Raw genomic sequence first — 21,083 nt, forward strand, 5'->3', positions numbered from 1 at the left:
TTACTGAACACTAATAACTGAACATTGACTATTTATTCGTTTCTTCTGATAAAATGAAAATCCAATTGCTTTTTCACTAAATCAGCATTTTTTACTTTAACATAAACTTCATCTCCAAGTTGCAAAATACTATTGGTGGCTTGACCAACCAAAGCATATTGCTTCTCATCAAAAGTATAATAATCCTCTTTTATTTCACGAATTCTCACCATACCTTCACATTTGTTTTCGATGATTTCTACATAAATTCCCCATTCGGTAACACCTGAAATAACCCCTAAAAATTCTTGGTCTTTGTGGTCTTGCATGTATTTAACTTGCATGTATTTAACAGAATCTCTTTCAGCTTGCGCTGCTAAACCTTCCATATCACTGGAATGTGCGCATTTTTCTTCGTATTCTTCTTGACTGACACTTTTTCCACCATCAAGATAAAACTGCAACAAACGATGTGCCATTACATCCGGATAACGTCGAATTGGTGACGTAAAATGACTGTAAAAATCAAAAGCTAATCCGTAATGTCCAATATTTTCAGTAGAATATTTGGCTTTACTCATACTTCGAATGGTCAAAGTATCTACTAAATTTTGTTCTTTTTTCCCATTGACTTCCATCAACAAATTATTCAACGATTTTGAAATGTCTTGTTTGGATTTCATATTAATTGAATACCCAAATTTAGCAATCACTGTTTGAAGGTTAATCAACTTGTCTTCGTTTGGTTCATCGTGAATTCTATAAATAAAAGTTTTCTTTTGTTTCCCAATAAATTCGGCTACTTTTCGGTTTGCCAACAACATAAATTCTTCAATTAAATGATTGGCATCTTTCGAAATTTTAAAGAACACACCAACCGGTTCTGATTCTTCATTTAAATTGAATTTTACTTCTACTTTATCAAACGAAATCGCTCCATCAGCCATTCTTTTTTTACGAAGAATTTTGGCTAAATCTTGCATCTTTAATGTTGCTTCGACGATTTCCTTTGGTGCTTTATACTCTTTTCCGGTAAGAGAAATTTCTGCCGGAATTACATCCGATCTTGTCTCAATAATTTGTTGTGCTTCTTCGTAAGCAAAACGTTGGTCTGAGTAAATCACGGTTCTTCCAAACCAAGAATCTAAAACTTCCGCTTTGTTATTCAGCTGAAAAATAGCCGAGAACGTATATTTTTCTTCATTTGGTCGAAGTGAACAAGCAAAATTTGATAAAACCTCAGGCAACATTGGTACAACTCTATCTACTAAATAAACTGATGTAGCTCTTCTGTAAGCTTCATCATCGAGTATTGTTCCTTCTTTCAAATAATGCGAAACATCGGCAATGTGAACACCAATTTCATAATTTCCATTCTCTAAAACTTGGAATGATAAAGCATCATCAAAATCTTTCGCATCTTTTGGATCAATAGTGAAAGTCAACACTTTTCGCATGTCTCGACGCTTGGCAATTTCTTCTTCTGTAATGGAAGTATCTAACTTATTAGCATACGCCTCTACTTCTATCGGGAAATCATACGGTAAACCATATTCTGCTAAAATCGCATGAATTTCGGTATTGTGTTCGCCTGGTTTCCCTAAAACTTTAATCACGGAACCAAAAGGCGAATCCGCTTTCGCCGGCCAATCTTCTAATCTGACTAAAACTACATCTCCGTGTTCGGCTTCACCTAATTTACTTTTTGGAATAAAAATATCAGTGTACATTTTAGCATTCGCTGTAGTTACAAAGCCGAAATTCTTTTGAATATCAACCACACCAACGAATTCTTCTTTGGCTCTTTCTAAAATTTCTAAAACTTCTGCTTCCGGTTTTCTGGAACTTCTTCGGTCGTAAACATAAGCTTTTACTTTATCACCATCCAAAGCGTGATTTAAGTTGACAAAAGGAACAAAAACATCATGTTCTAATTCATCTGAAACAAAATAACCGGCTTTTCTACTGGTCATGTCAATAGTTCCTTCGTAATATTTTTGGCTGGTAGCTTTGACTAAATACTTTCCGGGTTCGGATTCTATAATCAATTTTTGAGCGGCTAAAACTTTTAAATCTTTGATAATTTCGTTTCTACTTTTGGTATCATCCAACTCAAGTATAGTTGCTATTTGTTTATAATTGAATGGTTTATTGGCATTCTTTGATAATATTTTAAAAATCTTCTCGGAAAATGTTTTGGTTGTCTTTCCGAATTTTTTTGGTTTCTTACTCATTGTATCAGTTCTATTAATGCTGAAAATTACGAAATAGTAATTAGTAAATAGTAATTAACGATTAGTTTTAATTAAAAAATAACAATTTGTATCTTTATAAAAACTCAAAAAGATGACCGAATTTATCACGATTGCTACTTTTAATTTCGCTCATGAAGTTATGGTTTTAAAAACCATTTTAGAAAGAGAAAACATTCCGTATTTATTCCAAAATGAAAACCTTATTTCTATTGATCCATTTGCGAGTTTGGCTTATGGCGGAATCCAATTAAAGATTCATCCTAACGATATTGAAACCGTTCAAAAGATTTTAAATGACTTAAATAACAATTTAAAAATCGTTTAAAACTTCAAAGTTGTCAACATATATTAAATACAACAAAAAGATTTTTAAAATTATTTAAAATTTATGATGGTTATTATAGTGTGTTAATAGTCGCAATAACTTTTTGGTAATCGTAGGGTTTTAAAAGTTATAGAAACTTATACAGAGAAATTAACAATGTTATGTAATTGTAAAGTTCTTTAAATGAGTAAAATTCTGATTCTTATCAACAGTTGTTAACATGTAAAAAAACAAGTAAATTTTTAATAAGTTTAATAGTTGATTTATGTTGAAAACCTGCTTTTTTATGCTGATAAGTAATCTAAAAAAAGACCAAACTAAATTTGATTTTCTCGTTTGCATTTTGGATTAGAAAAAAAAGGCATACAACCTCAAAAAACTTCTAATTTTCTATCCAAAGTTGTTAACAATTCATGTTAATTTAAAGTTAACTGATTGTCAAGGATTTACAAAACACTATCAACATTCTAAAATTTTAACATTTGTTTTAAAATTTACGCAATGATTTTCAAAGAGTTATAGAAAAATCTCAGTTGGTTCAAAATCTTAAGTTTTTAAAATCAAGTAGTTACCTTAAAGTAGAAATAGAAGCGATAGTTTACGTAAATTTGTATCCTTAACTACATATATAACACCATGAAAATCTCCATCGGAAACGATCACGCAGGACCGGATTATAAAAAAGCCATTGTCTCTTTTTTGGAACAAAAAGGCTATCAAATATTTAACCACGGAACAGATACTTTTGACAGTGTGGATTATCCTGATTTTGGTCATCCGGTTGCGGTTGATGTAGAAACCAAGAGAGCCGATTTTGGTATCGTAATTTGTGGTTCCGGAAACGGAATTGCGATGTCTGCTAACAAACACCAAGGCATTAGAGCAGCAGTTTGTTGGACTAAAGAAATTGCCGCTTTAGCTCGTCAACACAATGACGCTAACATTTTAAGCATTCCTGCAAGATTTACTTCGGTTCAACAAGCCGTTGAAATGGTGGATACTTTTTTAAATACAGCTTTCGAAGGCGGAAGACATGCCTCCAGAGTGAATAAAATCGCTTGTCAATAATAATGAGCGAAGTTCACATCCACAAACATGAAGTAAAGGGTAAAAACTTAGTCCTTTCCATTATCCTGAATCTGATTATTACCATTGCGCAAGTGATTGGCGGTATCATTTCAGGAAGTTTGGCACTGATTTCAGATGCTTTACATAACTTTTCAGACGTGCTTTCGTTGATTTTTAGTTTGATTGCACACAAATTATCCAGAAGAAAAGCATCTATAAACAATACTTTTGGTTACAAAAGAGCCGAATTGATTGCCGCTTTTGTCAACGCTTCAACCTTAGTAATTGTCGCGTTTATTCTGATTTATGGTGCAATTGGAAGATTTGTTAATCCACAACCCATCGAATCCGGAATGGTAATTTGGTTAGCCTTACTCGGTATTATTGTCAATGGTCTTTCCGTAATTTTTCTCCGTAAAGATGCCGAACACAATATCAACATGAAATCAGCCTATTTGCATTTGCTTACCGATATGATGGCCTCAGTGGCTGTTTTGGTTGGTGGTTTGTTGATGAAATTTTACGGTTGGTTTTGGGTTGATAGCGTAATGACAATTGCCATAGCGATTTATTTGATTGTGGTTGGAGTCAAATTATTAATTACTTCTACAAAAATGTTGATGCTTTTTACACCAGATTTTATAGATATTAAAGAATTGGTTCGAGAAGTACATAAGGTTCCGGGCGTGAATAAATTGCACCACATCCACGTTTGGCATCTCAACGATGAAGAATTACATCTCGAAGCGCATTTAGATTGTTCAGATGATATTAAAATGAGTGAATTCAATAAGTTACTGCATGAAGTAGAACAGGTTTTATTTCTTAAATTTAACATCAATCATATCAACATCCAACCTGAATTCAAAAAAGAAGATCCAAAAGATTTCATCGTTCAGGATTAAATATTTTTCAACATGATTACGGTTGACCAAAACCTTATCCAAAAAATTTTCAAAAAACGTTTGCCCGATTCACACAAAGGCAGTCACGGTCATGCTTTGATTATTGCCGGAAGTAAAGACAAAATGGGCGCTGCAATTATTGCTGCAAAAGCATGTTTAAGAGCCGGAGTTGGTTTGCTGACGGTCAACATTCCTAAGAAAGAAAAATGGGTTATTTTCAACTCAATACCGGAAGCGATGATTGAATTTAGAGAAGACAATAACGATTGGGAAAAGTACAATGCTATCGCTATCGGACCGGGTTTTGGAACCGACAAACAAGCTAAAAGAAAAGTAGAATTTGTAATTGAAACGATCAAATTACCTGTTGTTTTTGATGCTGATGCGCTCAACATTTTAGCCAAAAACCAACAATTATTAGCTACACTTCCAGCAAAATCAATTGTAACACCGCATGTCAAAGAATTCGATAGATTGTTTGGTATTCATTTCTCAGTCGAAAAAAGACAACAAAAAGCCATAGAGAAAGCAGCTGAACTAAACTGTATATTTGTCTTAAAAGGACACAAAACTTTCATTACCGATGGAAACCAAAGTTTTCAAAATTCCACAGGAAACTCAGGCTTAGCTAAAGGCGGTTCAGGCGATGCTTTAACCGGTATCATAACCGCATTTGTAGCCCAAGGTTATGAACCGATAAACTCCGCTATTCTTGGTGTTTACCTTCACGGATTGGCTGCTGATATTACCTTAGAAACCCAAAGCGAAGAAAGCATGTTAATTACTGATGTGATTGAAAATCTTGGGAAAGCATTCCAAAAGATAAACTATAAAAAAGGCTGATTAGCTGTGAATTGCTTTCCAAAATAGAACAAAGCTGACTACAATAAAAAGGAAAATAGGTATTCCGGCTAAGAGATTTAAATTTCGTTTAAGTCGCAAGGTCTTTTTGTGAAAAAAATAACTTTCCACCAATAAAAAAACAGACCAAAAAAACAAACCCGTGTAAATACTCAAAGCATAGGCTAAGTAAAACTCCTCAAAATCAAGGAAGAAAACGATACTTCCCAAACAAAGTATAATCAACAATAGAATCCTCAGGAAAAAATATTTTATCATTGCATGAGATTTGCTCAAATATACAAAAATGACCAACATACAATTTATTCAAAACCATGTTACGGCTTCGCCAAAAAGCATTGAAGCAACTTTAAAATTATTATCCGAAGATTGCACAATCCCTTTTATTTCACGCTATCGAAAAGACCAAACCGGAAATTTGGACGAAGTGGTGATTGAAAACATTGCCAAGCTAATAAAGCAATACGACGAAATCGTAAAACGAAAAGACAGTGTTTTAAAATCGATTGAAGAACAAGGACAATTGACTTCGGAACTGAAAAGTAAAATTGAAAACAGTTTCGATTTACAAGAGATTGAAGATTTGTATTTACCCTATAAAAAGAAGAAAAAAACCCGTGCTGATATCGCGCGTGAAAACGGTTTGGAACCGTTGGCCAAAATTATCATGGCGCAAAATTCAGACGATATTGAGTTTATCGCGTCCAAATATTTGAATGCTAAAGTTCCGAATGAAGACGATGCGTTACAAGGCGCGCGCGACATTATCGCCGAATGGATAAACGAAAATATCTACATTCGGAAAAATCTGCGTCGTTTGTTCCAAAGAAAAGCCATTGTGGAAACGAAGGTCGTAAAAACCAAAAAAGACGACGAAGCTGCTCAAAAATTCTCCCAATATTTCGAATGGGCCGAACCGATTTCTAAAGCGCCATCACATAGGTTATTAGCGATGTTGCGCGCCGAAGCCGAAGGTTTTGTCAAATTAAATGTTGAAATCGAGAAAGAAGAAGCTATCGAATTTATCGAAAACAATACGATAAAAAACAATCGAGAAACCGCAGACCAATTGCGTTTAGCCATTAAAGACAGCTACAAAAGATTATTAGAACCGGCGATTTCCAATGAAACATTACAGGAAGCCAAAGCCAAAGCGGATGCCAAAGCAATAGACGTTTTTGCCGGGAATTTAGGCCAACTTTTATTAGCGCCACCACTAGGAGAAAAACGAATTTTAGCCATTGATCCGGGATTTAGAAGTGGTTGCAAAATTGTTTGTTTGGATGAAAAAGGCGATTTATTATACAACGAAACCATCTATCCGCATCAGCCGCAAAACGAAACCGCAATGGCGATGAAAAAAATCAAATCGATGGTCAATGCTTATAATATTGAAGCGATTTCCATTGGAAACGGAACGGCAAGCAGAGAGACCGAATTCTTTATCAAAAAGATTGCTTTTGATAAACCGGTTCAAGTTTTTGTGGTTTCGGAAGCCGGAGCATCGGTGTATTCCGCCAGTAAAATTGCCCGAGAGGAATTCCCCAATTATGATGTGACTGTTCGTGGCTCTGTTTCCATCGGAAGAAGACTTTCAGATCCTTTGGCAGAATTGGTGAAAATTGATGCAAAATCGATAGGAGTAGGGCAATACCAACATGACGTGGACCAAACCAAACTCAAAGAAGAATTAGATACTGTAGTCGTTCGTTGCGTGAATTCGGTTGGGATTAATATCAACACAGCGAGTAAATCATTGCTGAGTTATGTCTCAGGAATTGGAGAAAAAATGGCTGAAAACATAGTCGCTTTCCGCAGTGATAACGGCCCATTCGAAGATAGAAAACAATTAAAAAAAGTGCCACGATTGGGCGACAAAGCTTACCAACAAGCTGCAGCTTTCATTAGAATTAAAGATGGAAAAAATCCTTTAGACAATTCAGCCGTACATCCTGAAGCGTATCCAATTGTGGAAAAAATGGCGAAAGACTTAGGCTTAAAAACGGCAGAATTAATTGGGAAAAAAGATAAAATCAGTTTGATAAAACCCGAAAGTTATATTACGTCAGAGATTGGAATTTTAGGCGTCAAAGACATTTTAAAAGAACTCGAAAAACCGGGATTAGATCCAAGAAAAGCAGCGAAAGTTTTCGAATTTGACGCCAATGTCAAAACCATTAAAGATGTTCATTCCGGAATGATTTTACCGGGAATCGTCAATAATATTACCGCTTTTGGTTGCTTTGTAGATATCGGAATAAAAGAAAGCGGCTTGGTTCACATTTCCCAACTCGGCAGCAGGTTTGTTTCCGATGTGAATGAAGTAGTTAAGCTGCACCAACATGTGCAGGTAAAAGTTGTTGAAGTTGACGAAGAGCGTAAACGAATTCAGTTGACGATGGTTTTCTAAAAAATAAAAATCCCAAATTCCAATAGGTTGAAATTTGGGATTTTTATTTTTGATCCAGAAGTTTCGGAAAGATGAAGTTACTATTTAGTAGTTTCTTCTTTTCTTGCTACTGGTACATCATCTTTAGCTGCGTTTTTAAATTCTTTCACGCCACTACCCAAACCTTTCATTAGTTCCGGAATTTTTTTACCTCCAAAAAGTAATAAAACAACGGCCAAAATCAACATCATTTGAGGGAATTCAATTGTGCCAAGAAATATGGTTAGAAAATTCATCATATTATTAATTATAGTTTATTCTTTTGTTTCGTCTTTAGTTTCCGCTTCTTTTTTTATGGGAGCAGCATCGTCTTTAGCCGCATTTTTAAATTCTTTCACGCCGCTACCTAAACCCTTCATCAATTCCGGAATTTTTTTACCACCAAAAAGCAATAAAACAACGGCCAAAATTAATAGAATTTGAGGCATTCCAAATTCTCCTAAAAATATCATTAAAAAGTTCATGATTAGTGTAATTAGATTAAATATTAGGCAAATGTAGAAAATAAATCAATAGGAGAGATTCTTTTAATCCTAAAGAACGTTAAACTTTATAAAATAGGAAGCAGATATTATTTTCTATATTTGTGGTATAATCAACAACTATGTCGGGAAAACGGCTCAAGCGCAAAATCATAAAGAAAAAATTATTCACGAAAAACCGTTTGGTTATCTTGAATGAAGAAACATTTGAAGAAGTATTTTCTTTGCGTTTGACGTTGATGAATGTGTTTGTGGTTGCCAGTATTGGTGCGTTATTGATTATTTTTATTACTACTTACATTATCGCATTTACACCTTTGCGAGAGTATATTCCGGGTTATGCCTCCACCAAATTGAAAAGAGACGCGACAGAATTAGCTTTGAAATCAGATTCGTTAAGCAACGCTTTAAAGAAAAATGAAGCTTATATCGCTTCTATCAAGAAAGTTTTAACCGGAGATTTGGATTATGCTAAATTCAGTAAAGATTCAATAACCGCAACTAATCTTGAACCTGTTTCTGAGGAAGATTTACAACCCACAGAAGCCGATTTAAAACTAAGAGAGCAAGTTGCCAGAGAAGACAAGTACAATCTTTTTGAAAAGGCTAAGCCAAAAGTAAGCGTCGTGTTTTTTCCTCCAGCCAAAGGTATGATTACCGAGAAATTTAACCCTAAAGAAAAGCATTATGCGGTTGATGTGGCTTTAGCCAAAAACACACCAATAAAAACCATTTTAGGAGGAACCGTAATTTTTGCTGATTGGACACCAACCACCGGAAACGTGATTATTATAAGACACAATAACGGATTTATTTCCGCCTATAAACACGCCGCTTCTTTAACCAAAAGTCAAGGTGACGCTGTCAGAACCGGTGAAGTCATTGCACTAGCGGGTTCAACCGGAAACGAATCAACCGGTGTGCATTTGCATTTTGAATTATGGAAAGACGGTTACCCAATTGATCCAATTATTTTTATAGCATTCGAATAAGATGTCCATCAAATCAATAGCCGCTAAATTATTAGCCAAAAACATTCACAAAAAAACCAAAGCTTGGGCATCAAAACCTGTTGAAACCCAACAAAAAGTGTTGAATGATTTAATCGGTCAAGCCAAATTTACTCAGTTTGGCAACGACCATGATTTTGCCAATATCAAAAACTTTGAAGACTTTGCGGCTAAAGTTCCGATTCGGGATTATGAAGCATTGCGACCCTATATTGACAAAGTAGTAAAAGGCGATGAAAACATATTGTGGAAAGGTAAACCCATTTATTTTGCCAAAACTTCGGGAACGACTTCCGGGGCAAAATATATTCCGCTGACGGCAGCATCCATGCCGTTTCATATCGAAGCAGCACGAAACGCCATCCTAAGTTATATCCACGAAACCGGTAAAGCAGATTTTGTCGACGGCAAAATGATTTTCCTGCAAGGCAGTCCGATTCTGGAAGAAAAAAACGGAATCAAACTCGGAAGACTTTCCGGAATTGTAGCGCATTTTGTTCCGAAATATTTACAAAAAAACCGCATGCCAAGTTGGGAAACCAATTGCATTGAAGATTGGGAAACCAAAGTCAATGCAATTGTAGAAGAAACGCTTAACGAAAACATGACGGTCATTTCGGGTATTCCTTCTTGGGTGCAAATGTATTTTGAAAAACTACAACAAAAAGCCAATCAATCCGTTGGTGAAATATTCAAAAACTTCAACTTGTTTATTTACGGCGGCGTAAATTATGAACCTTATCGCGCCAAATTTGAAAATTTAATTGGTCGAAAAGTCGATTCTATTGAATTATTTCCGGCTTCGGAAGGTTTTTTTGCTTACCAAGATTCGCAGAAAGAAAAAGGTATGTTGCTATTGCTGAATTCGGGAATTTTTTACGAATTTGTAAAAGCCGACGAATTTTATACAGAAAAGCCTAAAAGACACACCATAGGCGAAGTCGAATTAGGCGTCAATTACGTTTTAATCATTTCCACTAATGCCGGACTTTGGGCTTATAACATTGGCGACACCATTCAATTCACAAGTTTAAAACCTTATCGCGTAATCGTTTCAGGAAGGATTAAACATTATATTTCGGCTTTTGGCGAACATGTCATCGGCAAAGAAGTGGAAAGCGCTTTACAAGAAGCAATGGAAGGAACAAACGTTCGTGTTAATGAATTTACGGTTGCACCACAAATTACACCAAAAGAAGGATTACCATATCATGAATGGTTTATCGAATTTGATCCCGAAGCTTCGGGAGAACCGGAAAACCTGGAAGATTTTGCCTTAAGAATTGACAAGGCTATGCGCAAACAAAATACGTATTATGATGATTTGATTGTAGGGAATGTGTTGCGAACACTAGTGATTTCAAAAGTGGACAAAAACGGCTTCCAAGATTATATGAAATCTATCGGGAAACTCGGCGGACAAAACAAATTGCCTCGATTGGCCAATGATAGAAAGATTGCGGATTTTTTTAGCAGAAAATAGAAGAAAGATGCAAGAAAAAAGATGGTTGTGTTTGTTGATTTTTATTGGTTTTTCTTCTTTTGCCCAAATCAAGGGCATTGTTCTTGATGAAAACGACAAACCAATTCCGTATGTCAATATTTGGGTTGAAAATGAAAATATCGGAACAACGGCAGAAGAAGACGGTACTTTTTCATTACTATTAGAAGAAACAAAAAACATCGTTTTTTCGGCCTTAGGCTTTGAAACTAAAATTATTTTATCCACAAATCTCACTGTAGTCGTATTGCATTCAAAAGCTTTAGAACTTAATGAAGTTGTTGTTGAAAGAAAAAAAGGGACAAGTGAAATAGTGATTGGGGATTTTTCGGGGATAAAATTAAATTCGGGCGTTACCAATACCGGACAAGAGAATGTTCACGTTTGGGCAAAATTTATAAAATCTAATGAAAAAATAAAAGAACATCCTTTTATTAAGTCAATCGAATTTGTTACCGATTCAAGACTAAAAAATGCTTTATTGAGAATTAGGATTTTCAAGGTGAATAATGAAGGATTCCCCAAGGAAGATGAGGTAGAAGAAGACATTTTGGTATCCATAAAAAAAGGGAAGAACAATAATATCGTAGATTTAACAAAACACAACATTAAAATTCCCGAGGAAGGAATAATAGTAGGTTTTGAATATCTAAAATTAGAACAAAACAAATATGAGTATAGTTATACAGTAAAAGGGGAAAAAGGAAGTCAAAAAGGATATGCTTATGAACCATCTATCAAAGGTTTTTTTCCGGGAAGTGAATCACTTTTACTACTCAACCGTGACGGAAGTCCTCGTTTAACAAGATATGGAAACGTAGAAATTGCCTTAAAAATGAAACTCACAAACTAAATGAAATTATTCTTCGCTTTATTTTCTTTTTTGTCACTTTCCGCTCAAACCACGCAAGGCATAGCCCAACGGAACGAAGTTAAAGGCTTTGTAATCGATGAAAACAACCAACCGATTCCGTATGTGAATATTTGGGTTGAAAATGAAAACATTGGAACAACTTCTGATGACAAGGGATTTTTTACCATCAATACTTCTGAGGATAAGATACTTGTTTTTTCTTCCGTTGGCTTTGAGGTTAAAAAGACTACAATACAAAATGATGGAAAAGTTATTTTAAAAGAAGCTATTTATAAGTTGGATGAAGTGCTAATATCCAAAAGAAAACAGGAGAAAGAAATTGAAATCGGCGATGCCCAAAGAATACACCACAGACAATTATCCGGAGATAAGCCTTGGATTTACGGTAAATTATTTGAACAGGATACTATTTATAAAAAAACGCCGTTTATAAAGAAGATTGTATTTTATTCAGATAGTGATAAAAAAGGCGCCAAACTTAAAATCAGAATTTTCGAATTCAACGATTCTATACCCGGAAATGACTTAATAGAGGAAGACCTGATTGTAACGGTTAATAAAGGAATGAAGCGAAATGTAATTGATGTTTCTAAATACAATCTGTTATTTCCTGAAAAAGGAATCGTTATTGGCTTAGAATGGATGATTATACAAGAAAACAGGGCTGATTTTGAATACAAAGATCCTAAAACTAAAAAATTGGTAAAACAGGAAGATTATGCTCCATCATTGGTTGTCAATTATTCTGACAAAGAGAATGCTTTTACCTATTCTAAAGGGAAATGGCATAGAAGCAAAGTATTCCTTACCGAAAAGAAAAGCAAGGAACCTTGGTACAATAAAATAATGATGCCCGCCATAAATTTGATATTGACGAATTGATGAAAACAACATTACTATTATTTTTATTTCCCTTGTTATTATTCGCTCAAACCAACCGAGGTATAGCCGAACGGAACGAAGTTAAAGGCGTTGTAAAAGACAGTCTTTCCGGTCAACCGATTTCATTTGTCAATATTTGGGTCGAAAATGAAAATGTCGCTACAACTTCTGAAGAAGACGGCACTTTTTCCATCAGTGTCGCTGCCGAAAAGAATCTTATTTTTTCTGCTTTAGGTTATGAGAAGAAAACCATTAAAGCTTCTCAAGCCACAGAAGTTTTTTTAAATTCCAAAGCATTCGATTTGGATGAAGTAGTCATTTCCAATAGTATTGATACCAAAAGAACTGTCATTGGTCAAACAGAAAATACTATCGCGCAAGCTTTTGACAACGGACCCAGAATTGACGTCAAATATTTTCCGTACAGTCAGGCTTATAAAAAAACAAGATACATCAAAAAAGTGACACTTTCTACCGATAGCAGGATTGAAGACGCTACGATTAGAATTCGATTTTATAGTGTTGACGCTAATGGTTTTCCCGGTGAAGAAATGCTCAAAAAGGATTTAATTGTTTCGGTTAAAAACGGAACTAAGAACAACAAAATTGACTTGTCCGATTATAATTTGGTCATGCCTAAAAATGGTCTTTTTGTTGGTTTTGAAAAGTTGATGATTGAAAAAAACAAAAAAGAAAAAACCATTACCGACCAGAATACTAAAACCATAAAGATTCTAAAAACCTATTATCCATTTATCCTTTATAACTATGTAGAAAGAGATGCGTTGTATACTTTTTCGGGAGGAAAATGGAACAAACAAGTTAAAGAGGCCAACGGAATAGCGGAAAAAGTCAAAGGTTATGAACCGGCAATCAACCTAATTCTAACCAACTAAACGACAAAAACCCTATATTTGCAGGTTAGAAAACAAAATTTAATGAAGGAAATTAAGAACATTTCGCGCTCCAGAGCGCAAGAATCGTCGGCAGCTATCGAACGATTGTACATCACCATGAGACATTTATTTAACAGAGGTTTCTATAAACCTATGGGTGTTTCAGGAGAAACTTTAAGAGAGGCATTATTGTCTCTAAGACCGGAAATTTATGGCAGTATTGCTGAAGAAAAAGTAGAACTCAACGGTTTGCTTTATGTAATTGAAAGACTCCCGGTTGGTATTGAAGAATGTCGTTTTATCAACTTAACTTCTGACGAAGGCTATTCTAAATCGCATTTTCAGGCGATAGTTCCACCCAAAAGAAGAAGAAATTGTTACCGTATAGATGAAGAACAAATGAACGTGGAAATCACGCGCGGCCGTTCAGATATCTATGATATTTTAACGCATTTGACTTTTATTTTTATCGAATCGCATAAAATTAAAGACCGTGTAATGTTAGATGAGGCCAATGTAGAACTTACCCGCGATTGGCAAAAATTGGAGCAAGCAGTTTTACAAAACAAAAAGTTCACCCAATCGGAAAAAGAAGTCGCAATTTCGCATGCGGCCAATGTTTTAGGCAGAAGTTTTTCGGAAGTGTTAGATATTTATGACTCTTTTGGCACTAAAGAAAAGCCGGATAGATTTTTACATGTCATTTATTGGTTAGGAAAATTAGCCATCGAAGAAATTGTTGACAACAACAAAAGAACCATCACGTTCAGTCCGATTTTGAGAGAAAGATTAGGACATCATATCCACGGAGAAATTTGGGCCACGACTATCAAAGAAACCTTGAAATCCAATAATTTATTGGAAAGACCGATTCATATTATTAGTGCTAATATGCACAGTGTGATGAATTCGCTTTTTGCCACAACGGTTTTGAAAAACAAATTCAAAGACAAATCGGATTTCTTTATTTATGAGGAATTGAGTAAATCGGGTGCTGATCCGGTTAGAAATAAGGTAGAAGAATTTGCTGTAAAACACGGTATGATTTCTTTGCCGGACCAATCAGGAACCAATATAGATGTTCAGATTTTTGATACCGCCAAAGTAGATTGGGCCAAATCAAGTTTTCCAAAAGCGGTAATTGGAAAAGAAAGTCCGGTGCTAATCGTAATGGATTATGCTTTTGGTGAGCAAGCTTTTGAAACGATAGATGAATTATTGAAACCTTACAAAGACGGAAAGAATAAAACGTTTCTCAATGTAGAATCGGTTTCCATTATGGGAAAAGCCGGCATTTTGCAAGGCGGAAAAGGCGACATCATGATTCCTTCGGCACATATCAACGAAGGAACAGCCGATAATTATCCTTTCGAGAATGAATTGACCGCAGAAATGTTTGAAGGCAATGGAATTCCGGTGTTTTCCGGGCCAATGGTAACCGTTTTAGGAACATCACTTCAGAATAAGGATTTATTAAAATTCTTCCATGAGTCGACATGGGAAGTAATTGGTCTTGAAATGGAAGGTTCTTACTATCAAAAAGCGATTCAATCGGCTTCAAAAATCAGAAAAAGCATCCATCCCAATGTAAAAGTTCGTTATGCTTATTACGCTTCGGATAACCCATTGGAAACAGGAAGTACTTTAGCGTCCGGTGGATTGGGAACAACTGGCGTAAAGCCAACGTATTTAATTACCATCAAAATATTAGAACAAATCTTTAACGTAAAATAATAATTTTTTATGAGCGCAACACCTCAAAATAATGCTGACAATCAGGAAATAGACTTATCTCAGATTTCTAAGAAAATTGGATCTTTTTTTGAAAATATTTCTACTCAAATTTTCAAAGTGTTTTTATTTTTCAAAAGAAATATAATTTGGACCGGTATACTTTTTATTCTAGGTGCGGTATTGGGATATTATATGGATAAAACAACCAAATTATATGATAATCAGATGATTGTTTGTCCTAATTTCGGCTCAACAGATTATTTATACGCTAAAATAGATTTGATTAATTCTAAAATAGAAGAAGGCGACACCATTTTTTTGAAGGAGAAAGTTGGAATAAAAGAACCTAAAAAATTTAGAAGCATTACAGTAAAGCCGATACTTGATATTTATAAATTTATCGAAGACAAAGAAAGAAATTTTGAGGTCTTAAAACTCATGTCAGAAGATGGCGACATAAAAAAAATCATCAATGAAAACTTGACCAGTAAAAATTATCCTTACCATTTGATTACCTACAGGACGCTCAATCAAACTACGGATGAAAAAACTTTACAACCAATATTGAAATTTTTAAACGATTCAGATTATTACACTATTATTCAACAGCAGTTTGTTGAAAATGTTAAAATAAAGATGGTTGAAAATGATTCTATTATTTCTCAAATTAACAACATATTAAACACTTTTTCAACAACCTCTAATAGCCAACAGAAAAGTGATAAATTAGTGTACTACAACGAAAATTCACAATTGGCGGATGTTTTAAAAACCAAAAATGAATTGGTTTATGAACAAGGGATGCGCCGATTGGACTTAATTAATCTGAGTAAAATCATCAAGGAAAATAGCATTACCTTAAACATCAGAAACAAAGAAAAAACAACTGGCAAAATGAAATTTATTTTGCCTATTTTACTAGTTTCATTATTTGTTTTTGTGAGTTTACTGTTGGCCTATTATAAGCATCAAATGGCTAAATTGAACAATTAATTTATGAAATAGCAATAGCTTAATTGTAAAACAAAAACGATAAAAGGCTATTACATTTGACCAATTAAAACAATAATAAAGACAAATGAAAGGAATAATATTAGCAGGAGGTTCCGGAACAAGACTGCATCCATTAACATTGGCTGTGAGTAAGCAATTGATGCCTATTTATGACAAGCCGATGATATATTATCCGTTGTCAACATTGATGTGGTCAGGGATTCGGGAAATATTGATTATTTCAACACCTCATGACTTACCGCTTTTCAGACAACTTTTAGGTGATGGTTCTAGTTTAGGCTGTCGATTTGAATATGCTGTACAAGAAAATCCAAATGGTTTGGCAGAAGCTTTTATCATTGGTAAAGAATTTATTGGAAACGATAAAGTAGCTTTAGTATTGGGTGATAATATTTTTTACGGCACGGGACTTTCTGATTTGCTTTTGGCCAATAATAATCCTGATGGCGGCATTATCTATGCTTATCATGTTCATGATCCGGAACGTTATGGCGTGGTTGATTTTGATACTAATGGCAAAGTCTTGTCTATTGAAGAAAAGCCTGAGCAACCGAAATCCAATTTTGCGGTTCCCGGAATCTATTTTTATGACAATGATGTAGTTGAAATTGCTGCCAATATAAAACCAAGTCCTCGAGGAGAATTAGAAATCACAGACGTCAACAAGGAATACCTTAATAGAGGAAAACTCAAAGTAAGTATACTCGATAGAGGAACAGCTTGGTTAGATACCGGAACGTTCAATTCGCTAATGCAAGCTAGCCAGTTTGTTCAAGTTATCGAGGAAAGACAAGGATTAAAAATTGGAGCCATCGAAGAAGCCGCCTATAAAATGGGCTTTATCAATGAGGAACAATTAAAAAAATTAGCCCAACCGTTATTAAAAAGTGGTTATGGTAATCACTTATTAAGCTTGATTTAAATGAATTTTATCCCAACAAAACTAGAAGGATGTTTTATTATTGAACCTAAAATTATCCTCGATGAAAGAGGCTATTTTATGGAAAGTTTCAACGAAAAAACTTTTCAAAATGGCGTTAACCAAAAGGTTCATTTTGTTCAAGACAATCAGTCCTATTCTTCCAAAGGTGTTTTACGCGGATTACATTATCAAACCGGAGAACACACTCAGGCTAAACTTGTAAGAGTATTACAAGGAGAAGTATTAGACGTAGCGGTTGACATTCGCCCTTATTCACCAACATTCGGACAATACGAAGCAGTGGTTTTATCGGGAGACAATCAGCGACAGTTTTTTGTGCCAAGAGGTTTTGCTCATGGATTTTTAGTGCTGAGCAATACGGCTACATTTTTTTACAAATGTGATAATTTCTATAATAAAGAAAGTGAAGGCGGCATCATTTACAATGACAAAACCATCAATATTGATTGGAATTTTCCTCTGGAAAAGCTTATAGTTTCAGAAAAAGATAAAGTACAACCCACCATAGAAAACGCCAAAAAAGCATGGTAGTTTTAGTCACAGGAAGTGCAGGACAATTGGGTCAAAGTTTGCAATTTATTGCGCCAAACTATCCTGATATTCAGTTTGTATTTTGTGCTTCCACGGAGTTAGACATAGCCAATTTAGAGAATTGCAAAGAAGTTTTTAGCAAATACCAACCTGATTATTGCATTAACGCTGCGGCTTACACAGCAGTTGACAAAGCAGAAAGCGAACCCGAGAAAGCCCATTTAATTAATACAATTGGCGCTAAAAACTTGGCTGAGGTTTGTAAAAAAGGCAACGTTAATTTACTTCATATTTCCACCGATTTTGTTTTTGACGGAGAAAAAACTATTCCATATACAGAAGAAGATTTGCCGAATCCTACCGGAGTTTATGGGCAGACTAAACTTGATGGAGAAAAAGCGATTCAGGCAGTTTTTGGTAATTATTTTATAATTCGAACGTCTTGGGTTTATTCTCAGTTTGGAAACAATTTCATGAAAACGATGTTGCGTTTGGCTTCAGAAAGAGATTCTCTTTCTGTAGTGAATGACCAAATTGGAACACCAACCAATGCGGTTGATTTAGCCAATGTTTTGGTTCAAATTATTTTAACCAACAACCAACAACCAACAACCGACAAGTTCGGTATTTACAATTTTAGCAATGAAGGCCAATGCAGTTGGTATGATTTTGCTAAAAAAATATTTGAAATCAATCAGATAAATATAAATTTACAACCCATTCCAACTTCGAGTTTTCCGACGCCGGCAAAAAGACCAAGTTTTAGTGTTTTAGATAAATCAAAAATTAAGGAAGCATTTAGTTTGGAAATTAAAAATTGGGAAAAAAGTATTGAAAAACAACCTTAAATAATTATTTATGAAGTTTTTGGTAGGCTATACTGGTTTTGTAGGATCTAATCTTAGTTCTCAAACACATTTTGATAAACAATTTAATTCCAAAAACATTCAGGAAGCATTCGGATTAAATCCGGATGTTTTGGTTTATTCGGGAGTGAGAGCCGAGAAATTTTTAGCCAATAAAGAACCCGAAAAAGATTTTGCAATCATTGAAGAAGCTATCAATAATATTAAAAAAATAAATCCTAAAAAGATAATTCTAATTTCTACAGTTGATGTTTATCCTTCGGCAGTAAACGTAAATGAAGAAACTATTATTGATGAAGAAACGCTGCAACCATATGGGAAGAACAGATTGTATCTTGAACAGTGGATAGAAAATAATTTTGAAGATTATTTGATTTTAAGATTACCTGCTTTGTTTGGTTTGAACATCAAAAAGAATTTTATTTATGATGTAATCCATATTATTCCGGCAATGCTAAATGAAGCGCTTTACCAAAAATACAGTAACCATCATTGGATAGTTTCTAATTATACTTTACAAGATAATGGTTTCTATAAGTTGAATGCTGTATCAAAAGAACAGCGTGAAATCTTAAAATTCAATTTTCTTTCTATAGGATTTTCGGCTTTAAATTTTACCGACAGCCGTGGAATTTTTCAGTTCTACAATCTTAAAAATCTTTGGAAACATATTGAAATTGCTACCGATAATCACTTTAAAAAACTGAATTTAGCCACAGAACCATTGGGCGTTAAGGAGATATATGAAGCGGTTTTCCACAAAGAATTTGTCAATGAGTTGGGCGCAACATTTCCGCACTATGATTTCCAAACGGTTTATGCAAAATACTTTGACAACAATGAAGATTATATCGAAAATAAAACAATTGTATTGCAAGAAATTATTGAATTCCTAAAGGAAAATAAAAATTGAAATTAGCCATATCTAACATAGCGTGGTCAGCAGAAAGCGATGAATCAATGTATACTTTTTTAAAGTCTGTAGATTTTGAAGGATTAGAAATTGCGCCAACGAGGATATTTCCTGAAAAAGCGTATGATCAATTGGAGGAAGCCCAATTATTTAAACAGCAAATACTAAGTAATTACAGCTTAGAAATTCCGTCTATGCAAGCTATTTGTTTTGGCAGAAGCGAAGCCATTTTCGGAACAGAAGAAGAGCGAAGTAGTATCATGGAATATATAAAAAAAGCTATCGATTTTGCAGCAGTATTAGAGTGCAAAAACTTGGTTTTTGGTTCGCCCAAAAACAGAATTATTGGCAAAGGCCAAGAAACGATAGCCTTTTCATTTTTTGAGGAATTAGGAATTTATGCCGCTTCAAAAGATACTGTTCTTGCCATGGAACCGAATCCGGAAATTTATGGAACCAATTTCCTGAATACAACAACCGAAGCTATCAATTTTGTAAAAGAAATCAAAAGCACAGGATTGAAAGTCAATGTTGATTTAGGCACTATAATTTACAACACTGAAACACTTGATACGATTGCCGATAATATTGATTTGATTAATCATATTCACATCAGTGAACCTAATTTGGAACCAATTACAGAAAGAGCTATACACGTCGAGTTGTATGGCTTATTAAAAGAGTATAAATATGGTAATTTTGTTTCCATTGAGATGAAAAATGCCAACGATATTTCAGTAGTTAAGAACACCATTCATTACATAAAAGATGTATTCAAAAGAAAATAAAAATATTTCAGGAGTTCCAGACTATATTTCTACTGAGTTTCATGAAAAAAAAACTAAGTATTGTCTTTGTATTCCTATAATTAATGAGGCTGAAAGAATTCATTTGCAGTTGGAACGCGCAAAAAAAAGTGGCGTTGACCAATTAGTTGACATCATCATTTGTGACGGAGATTCTAAAGACGGTTCAACCGAATTGTCCAAAATGGAAGCTTTGGGCGTAAACACGTTATTGGTAAAAAAAGGATTTGGCAAGCAAGGCGCACAACTAAGAATGGGCTTTTGGTTTGCTTTAGAAAGAGGTTATGAGGGCGTTTTAACCATTGACGGAAATAATAAAGACAGTATAGAATCAGTGTCATTATTTATTGAAAAATTGGAACAAGGTTATGATTTTATTCAAGGATCAAGATATGTCAAAGGCGGAAAAGCGATCAATACACCGTTAATCAGAAGTTTTGCAGTAAAGTTTATCCATTCTCCCATGATTTCGTTAACGGCAAAGCACAAGTTTACGGATTCCACTAATGCTTATAGAGCTTACTCTAAAAAATATTTAACACATCCTAAAGTGCAACTCTTCAGAGATATTTTTGTTACTTATGAATTGTTGGCTTTTTTATCGGTGCGAGCAACGCAAATCGGATTAAAAGTTGGCGAAGTTCCTGTAGAAAGGCGTTATCCTGAAAAAGGGAAAGTTCCAACGAAAATCAGTTTTTTTAAAGGAAATATGAATTTGATTAAAATTCTATTCAATAACTTAAAAGGAAAATACAACCCAAAATAAACAGCAAGATACTTTATAATTCA

21 protein-coding genes are annotated in these 21,083 nt (G+C 34.5%); 18 read left to right on the top strand and 3 right to left on the bottom strand.

Translation table 11 applies throughout. From position 1 onward, the window contains the following. Positions 1-32: 32 nt before the first annotated feature. Positions 33-2,213, bottom strand: a complete 2,181-nt coding sequence (gene rnr, locus C8C84_RS03375; RefSeq protein WP_121312187.1) for a ribonuclease R — start codon at positions 2,211-2,213, stop codon at positions 33-35. A gap of 112 nt (positions 2,214-2,325) precedes the next feature. On the opposite strand from rnr, the gene C8C84_RS03380 reads away from it, so the two are divergent. The 5 genes from C8C84_RS03380 (at position 2,326) to C8C84_RS03405 (ending at position 7,803) form a co-directional block, all read left to right on the top strand. Continuing rightward, positions 2,326-2,559: a DUF2007 domain-containing protein gene (locus tag C8C84_RS03380; protein WP_121312188.1), complete on the top strand. Its 234-nt coding sequence runs from the start codon at positions 2,326-2,328 to the stop codon at positions 2,557-2,559. A gap of 636 nt (positions 2,560-3,195) precedes the next feature. Further along, positions 3,196-3,627 (top strand): ribose 5-phosphate isomerase B, encoded by a 432-nt coding sequence (gene rpiB / locus C8C84_RS03385; RefSeq protein WP_121312189.1) that lies wholly within the window; start codon positions 3,196-3,198, stop codon positions 3,625-3,627. 2 nt (positions 3,628-3,629) lie between these two features. Next, a complete protein-coding gene (locus C8C84_RS03390) occupies positions 3,630-4,532 on the top strand; it encodes a cation diffusion facilitator family transporter (RefSeq protein WP_121312190.1) in 903 nt (300 codons plus the stop codon). 12 nt (positions 4,533-4,544) lie between these two features. Next, on the top strand, positions 4,545-5,375 hold the full coding sequence (locus C8C84_RS03395) for an NAD(P)H-hydrate dehydratase (RefSeq protein WP_121312191.1): 831 nt from the start codon (positions 4,545-4,547) through the stop codon (positions 5,373-5,375). Positions 5,376-5,679: 304 nt separating this feature from the next. Further along, positions 5,680-7,803: a Tex family protein gene (locus tag C8C84_RS03405; protein WP_121312193.1), complete on the top strand. Its 2,124-nt coding sequence runs from the start codon at positions 5,680-5,682 to the stop codon at positions 7,801-7,803. Positions 7,804-7,883: 80 nt separating this feature from the next. On the opposite strand, the gene C8C84_RS03410 is transcribed toward C8C84_RS03405, so the two are convergent. Both C8C84_RS03410 and C8C84_RS03415 read right to left on the bottom strand, forming a co-directional pair. Further along, positions 7,884-8,078 (bottom strand): twin-arginine translocase TatA/TatE family subunit, encoded by a 195-nt coding sequence (locus C8C84_RS03410; protein ID WP_121314957.1) that lies wholly within the window; start codon positions 8,076-8,078, stop codon positions 7,884-7,886. 18 nt (positions 8,079-8,096) lie between these two features. After that, complete coding sequence (locus tag C8C84_RS03415) at positions 8,097-8,306, bottom strand: twin-arginine translocase TatA/TatE family subunit (protein ID WP_121312194.1); 210 nt, start codon at positions 8,304-8,306, stop codon at positions 8,097-8,099. 140 nt (positions 8,307-8,446) lie between these two features. Between C8C84_RS03415 and C8C84_RS03420 the strand changes: the two genes are divergently transcribed. From C8C84_RS03420 to C8C84_RS03480, 13 genes are all read left to right on the top strand, one after another. After that, complete coding sequence (locus tag C8C84_RS03420; protein ID WP_121312195.1) at positions 8,447-9,316, top strand: M23 family metallopeptidase; 870 nt, start codon at positions 8,447-8,449, stop codon at positions 9,314-9,316. A 1-nt stretch (position 9,317) separates the two neighbouring features. Then, complete coding sequence (locus tag C8C84_RS03425; RefSeq protein WP_121312196.1) at positions 9,318-10,817, top strand: GH3 auxin-responsive promoter family protein; 1,500 nt, start codon at positions 9,318-9,320, stop codon at positions 10,815-10,817. A gap of 7 nt (positions 10,818-10,824) precedes the next feature. After that, positions 10,825-11,688, top strand: a complete 864-nt coding sequence (locus C8C84_RS03430; protein ID WP_158592544.1) for a carboxypeptidase-like regulatory domain-containing protein — start codon at positions 10,825-10,827, stop codon at positions 11,686-11,688. Continuing rightward, positions 11,689-12,591: a carboxypeptidase-like regulatory domain-containing protein gene (locus C8C84_RS03435; RefSeq protein ID WP_121312198.1), complete on the top strand. Its 903-nt coding sequence runs from the start codon at positions 11,689-11,691 to the stop codon at positions 12,589-12,591. Next, positions 12,591-13,487 carry a carboxypeptidase-like regulatory domain-containing protein gene (locus C8C84_RS03440; protein WP_121312199.1) on the top strand — a complete coding sequence of 299 codons (897 nt, stop codon included), beginning with the start codon at positions 12,591-12,593 and terminating at the stop codon, positions 13,485-13,487. Before C8C84_RS03435 ends, C8C84_RS03440 begins: the two co-directional genes overlap by 1 nt. A gap of 42 nt (positions 13,488-13,529) precedes the next feature. Next, positions 13,530-15,221 carry a hypothetical protein gene (locus C8C84_RS03445; RefSeq protein WP_121312200.1) on the top strand — a complete coding sequence of 564 codons (1,692 nt, stop codon included), beginning with the start codon at positions 13,530-13,532 and terminating at the stop codon, positions 15,219-15,221. Between the two features lie 9 nt (positions 15,222-15,230). Further along, a complete protein-coding gene (locus C8C84_RS03450; RefSeq protein ID WP_121312201.1) occupies positions 15,231-16,214 on the top strand; it encodes a hypothetical protein in 984 nt (327 codons plus the stop codon). Positions 16,215-16,299: 85 nt separating this feature from the next. Further along, a complete protein-coding gene (gene rfbA, locus C8C84_RS03455) occupies positions 16,300-17,157 on the top strand; it encodes a glucose-1-phosphate thymidylyltransferase RfbA (protein ID WP_121312202.1) in 858 nt (285 codons plus the stop codon). Continuing rightward, entirely contained in the window at positions 17,158-17,709 is a 552-nt protein-coding gene (gene rfbC / locus C8C84_RS03460; protein ID WP_121312203.1) for a dTDP-4-dehydrorhamnose 3,5-epimerase, read from the top strand. It abuts the gene before it with no gap. Next, a complete protein-coding gene (gene rfbD / locus C8C84_RS03465) occupies positions 17,703-18,557 on the top strand; it encodes a dTDP-4-dehydrorhamnose reductase (RefSeq protein WP_121312204.1) in 855 nt (284 codons plus the stop codon). The genes rfbC and rfbD overlap by 7 nt, the downstream gene beginning before the upstream one ends. A gap of 10 nt (positions 18,558-18,567) precedes the next feature. Next, the gene (locus C8C84_RS03470) at positions 18,568-19,488 is read left to right on the top strand and encodes an NAD-dependent epimerase/dehydratase family protein (RefSeq protein ID WP_121312205.1); all 921 of its coding nucleotides are present in this window, start codon (positions 18,568-18,570) and stop codon (positions 19,486-19,488) included. Beyond that, positions 19,485-20,276: a sugar phosphate isomerase/epimerase gene (locus tag C8C84_RS03475; RefSeq protein WP_199717090.1), complete on the top strand. Its 792-nt coding sequence runs from the start codon at positions 19,485-19,487 to the stop codon at positions 20,274-20,276. The genes C8C84_RS03470 and C8C84_RS03475 overlap by 4 nt, the downstream gene beginning before the upstream one ends. Continuing rightward, on the top strand, positions 20,257-21,060 hold the full coding sequence (locus tag C8C84_RS03480) for a glycosyltransferase family 2 protein (protein WP_121312206.1): 804 nt from the start codon (positions 20,257-20,259) through the stop codon (positions 21,058-21,060). The genes C8C84_RS03475 and C8C84_RS03480 overlap by 20 nt, the downstream gene beginning before the upstream one ends. The last annotated feature ends 23 nt before the right edge of the window (positions 21,061-21,083 follow it).

Source organism: Flavobacterium sp. 102 (assembly GCF_003634615.1).
In the GTDB taxonomy this organism is placed as follows: Bacteria; Bacteroidota; Bacteroidia; order Flavobacteriales; family Flavobacteriaceae; genus Flavobacterium.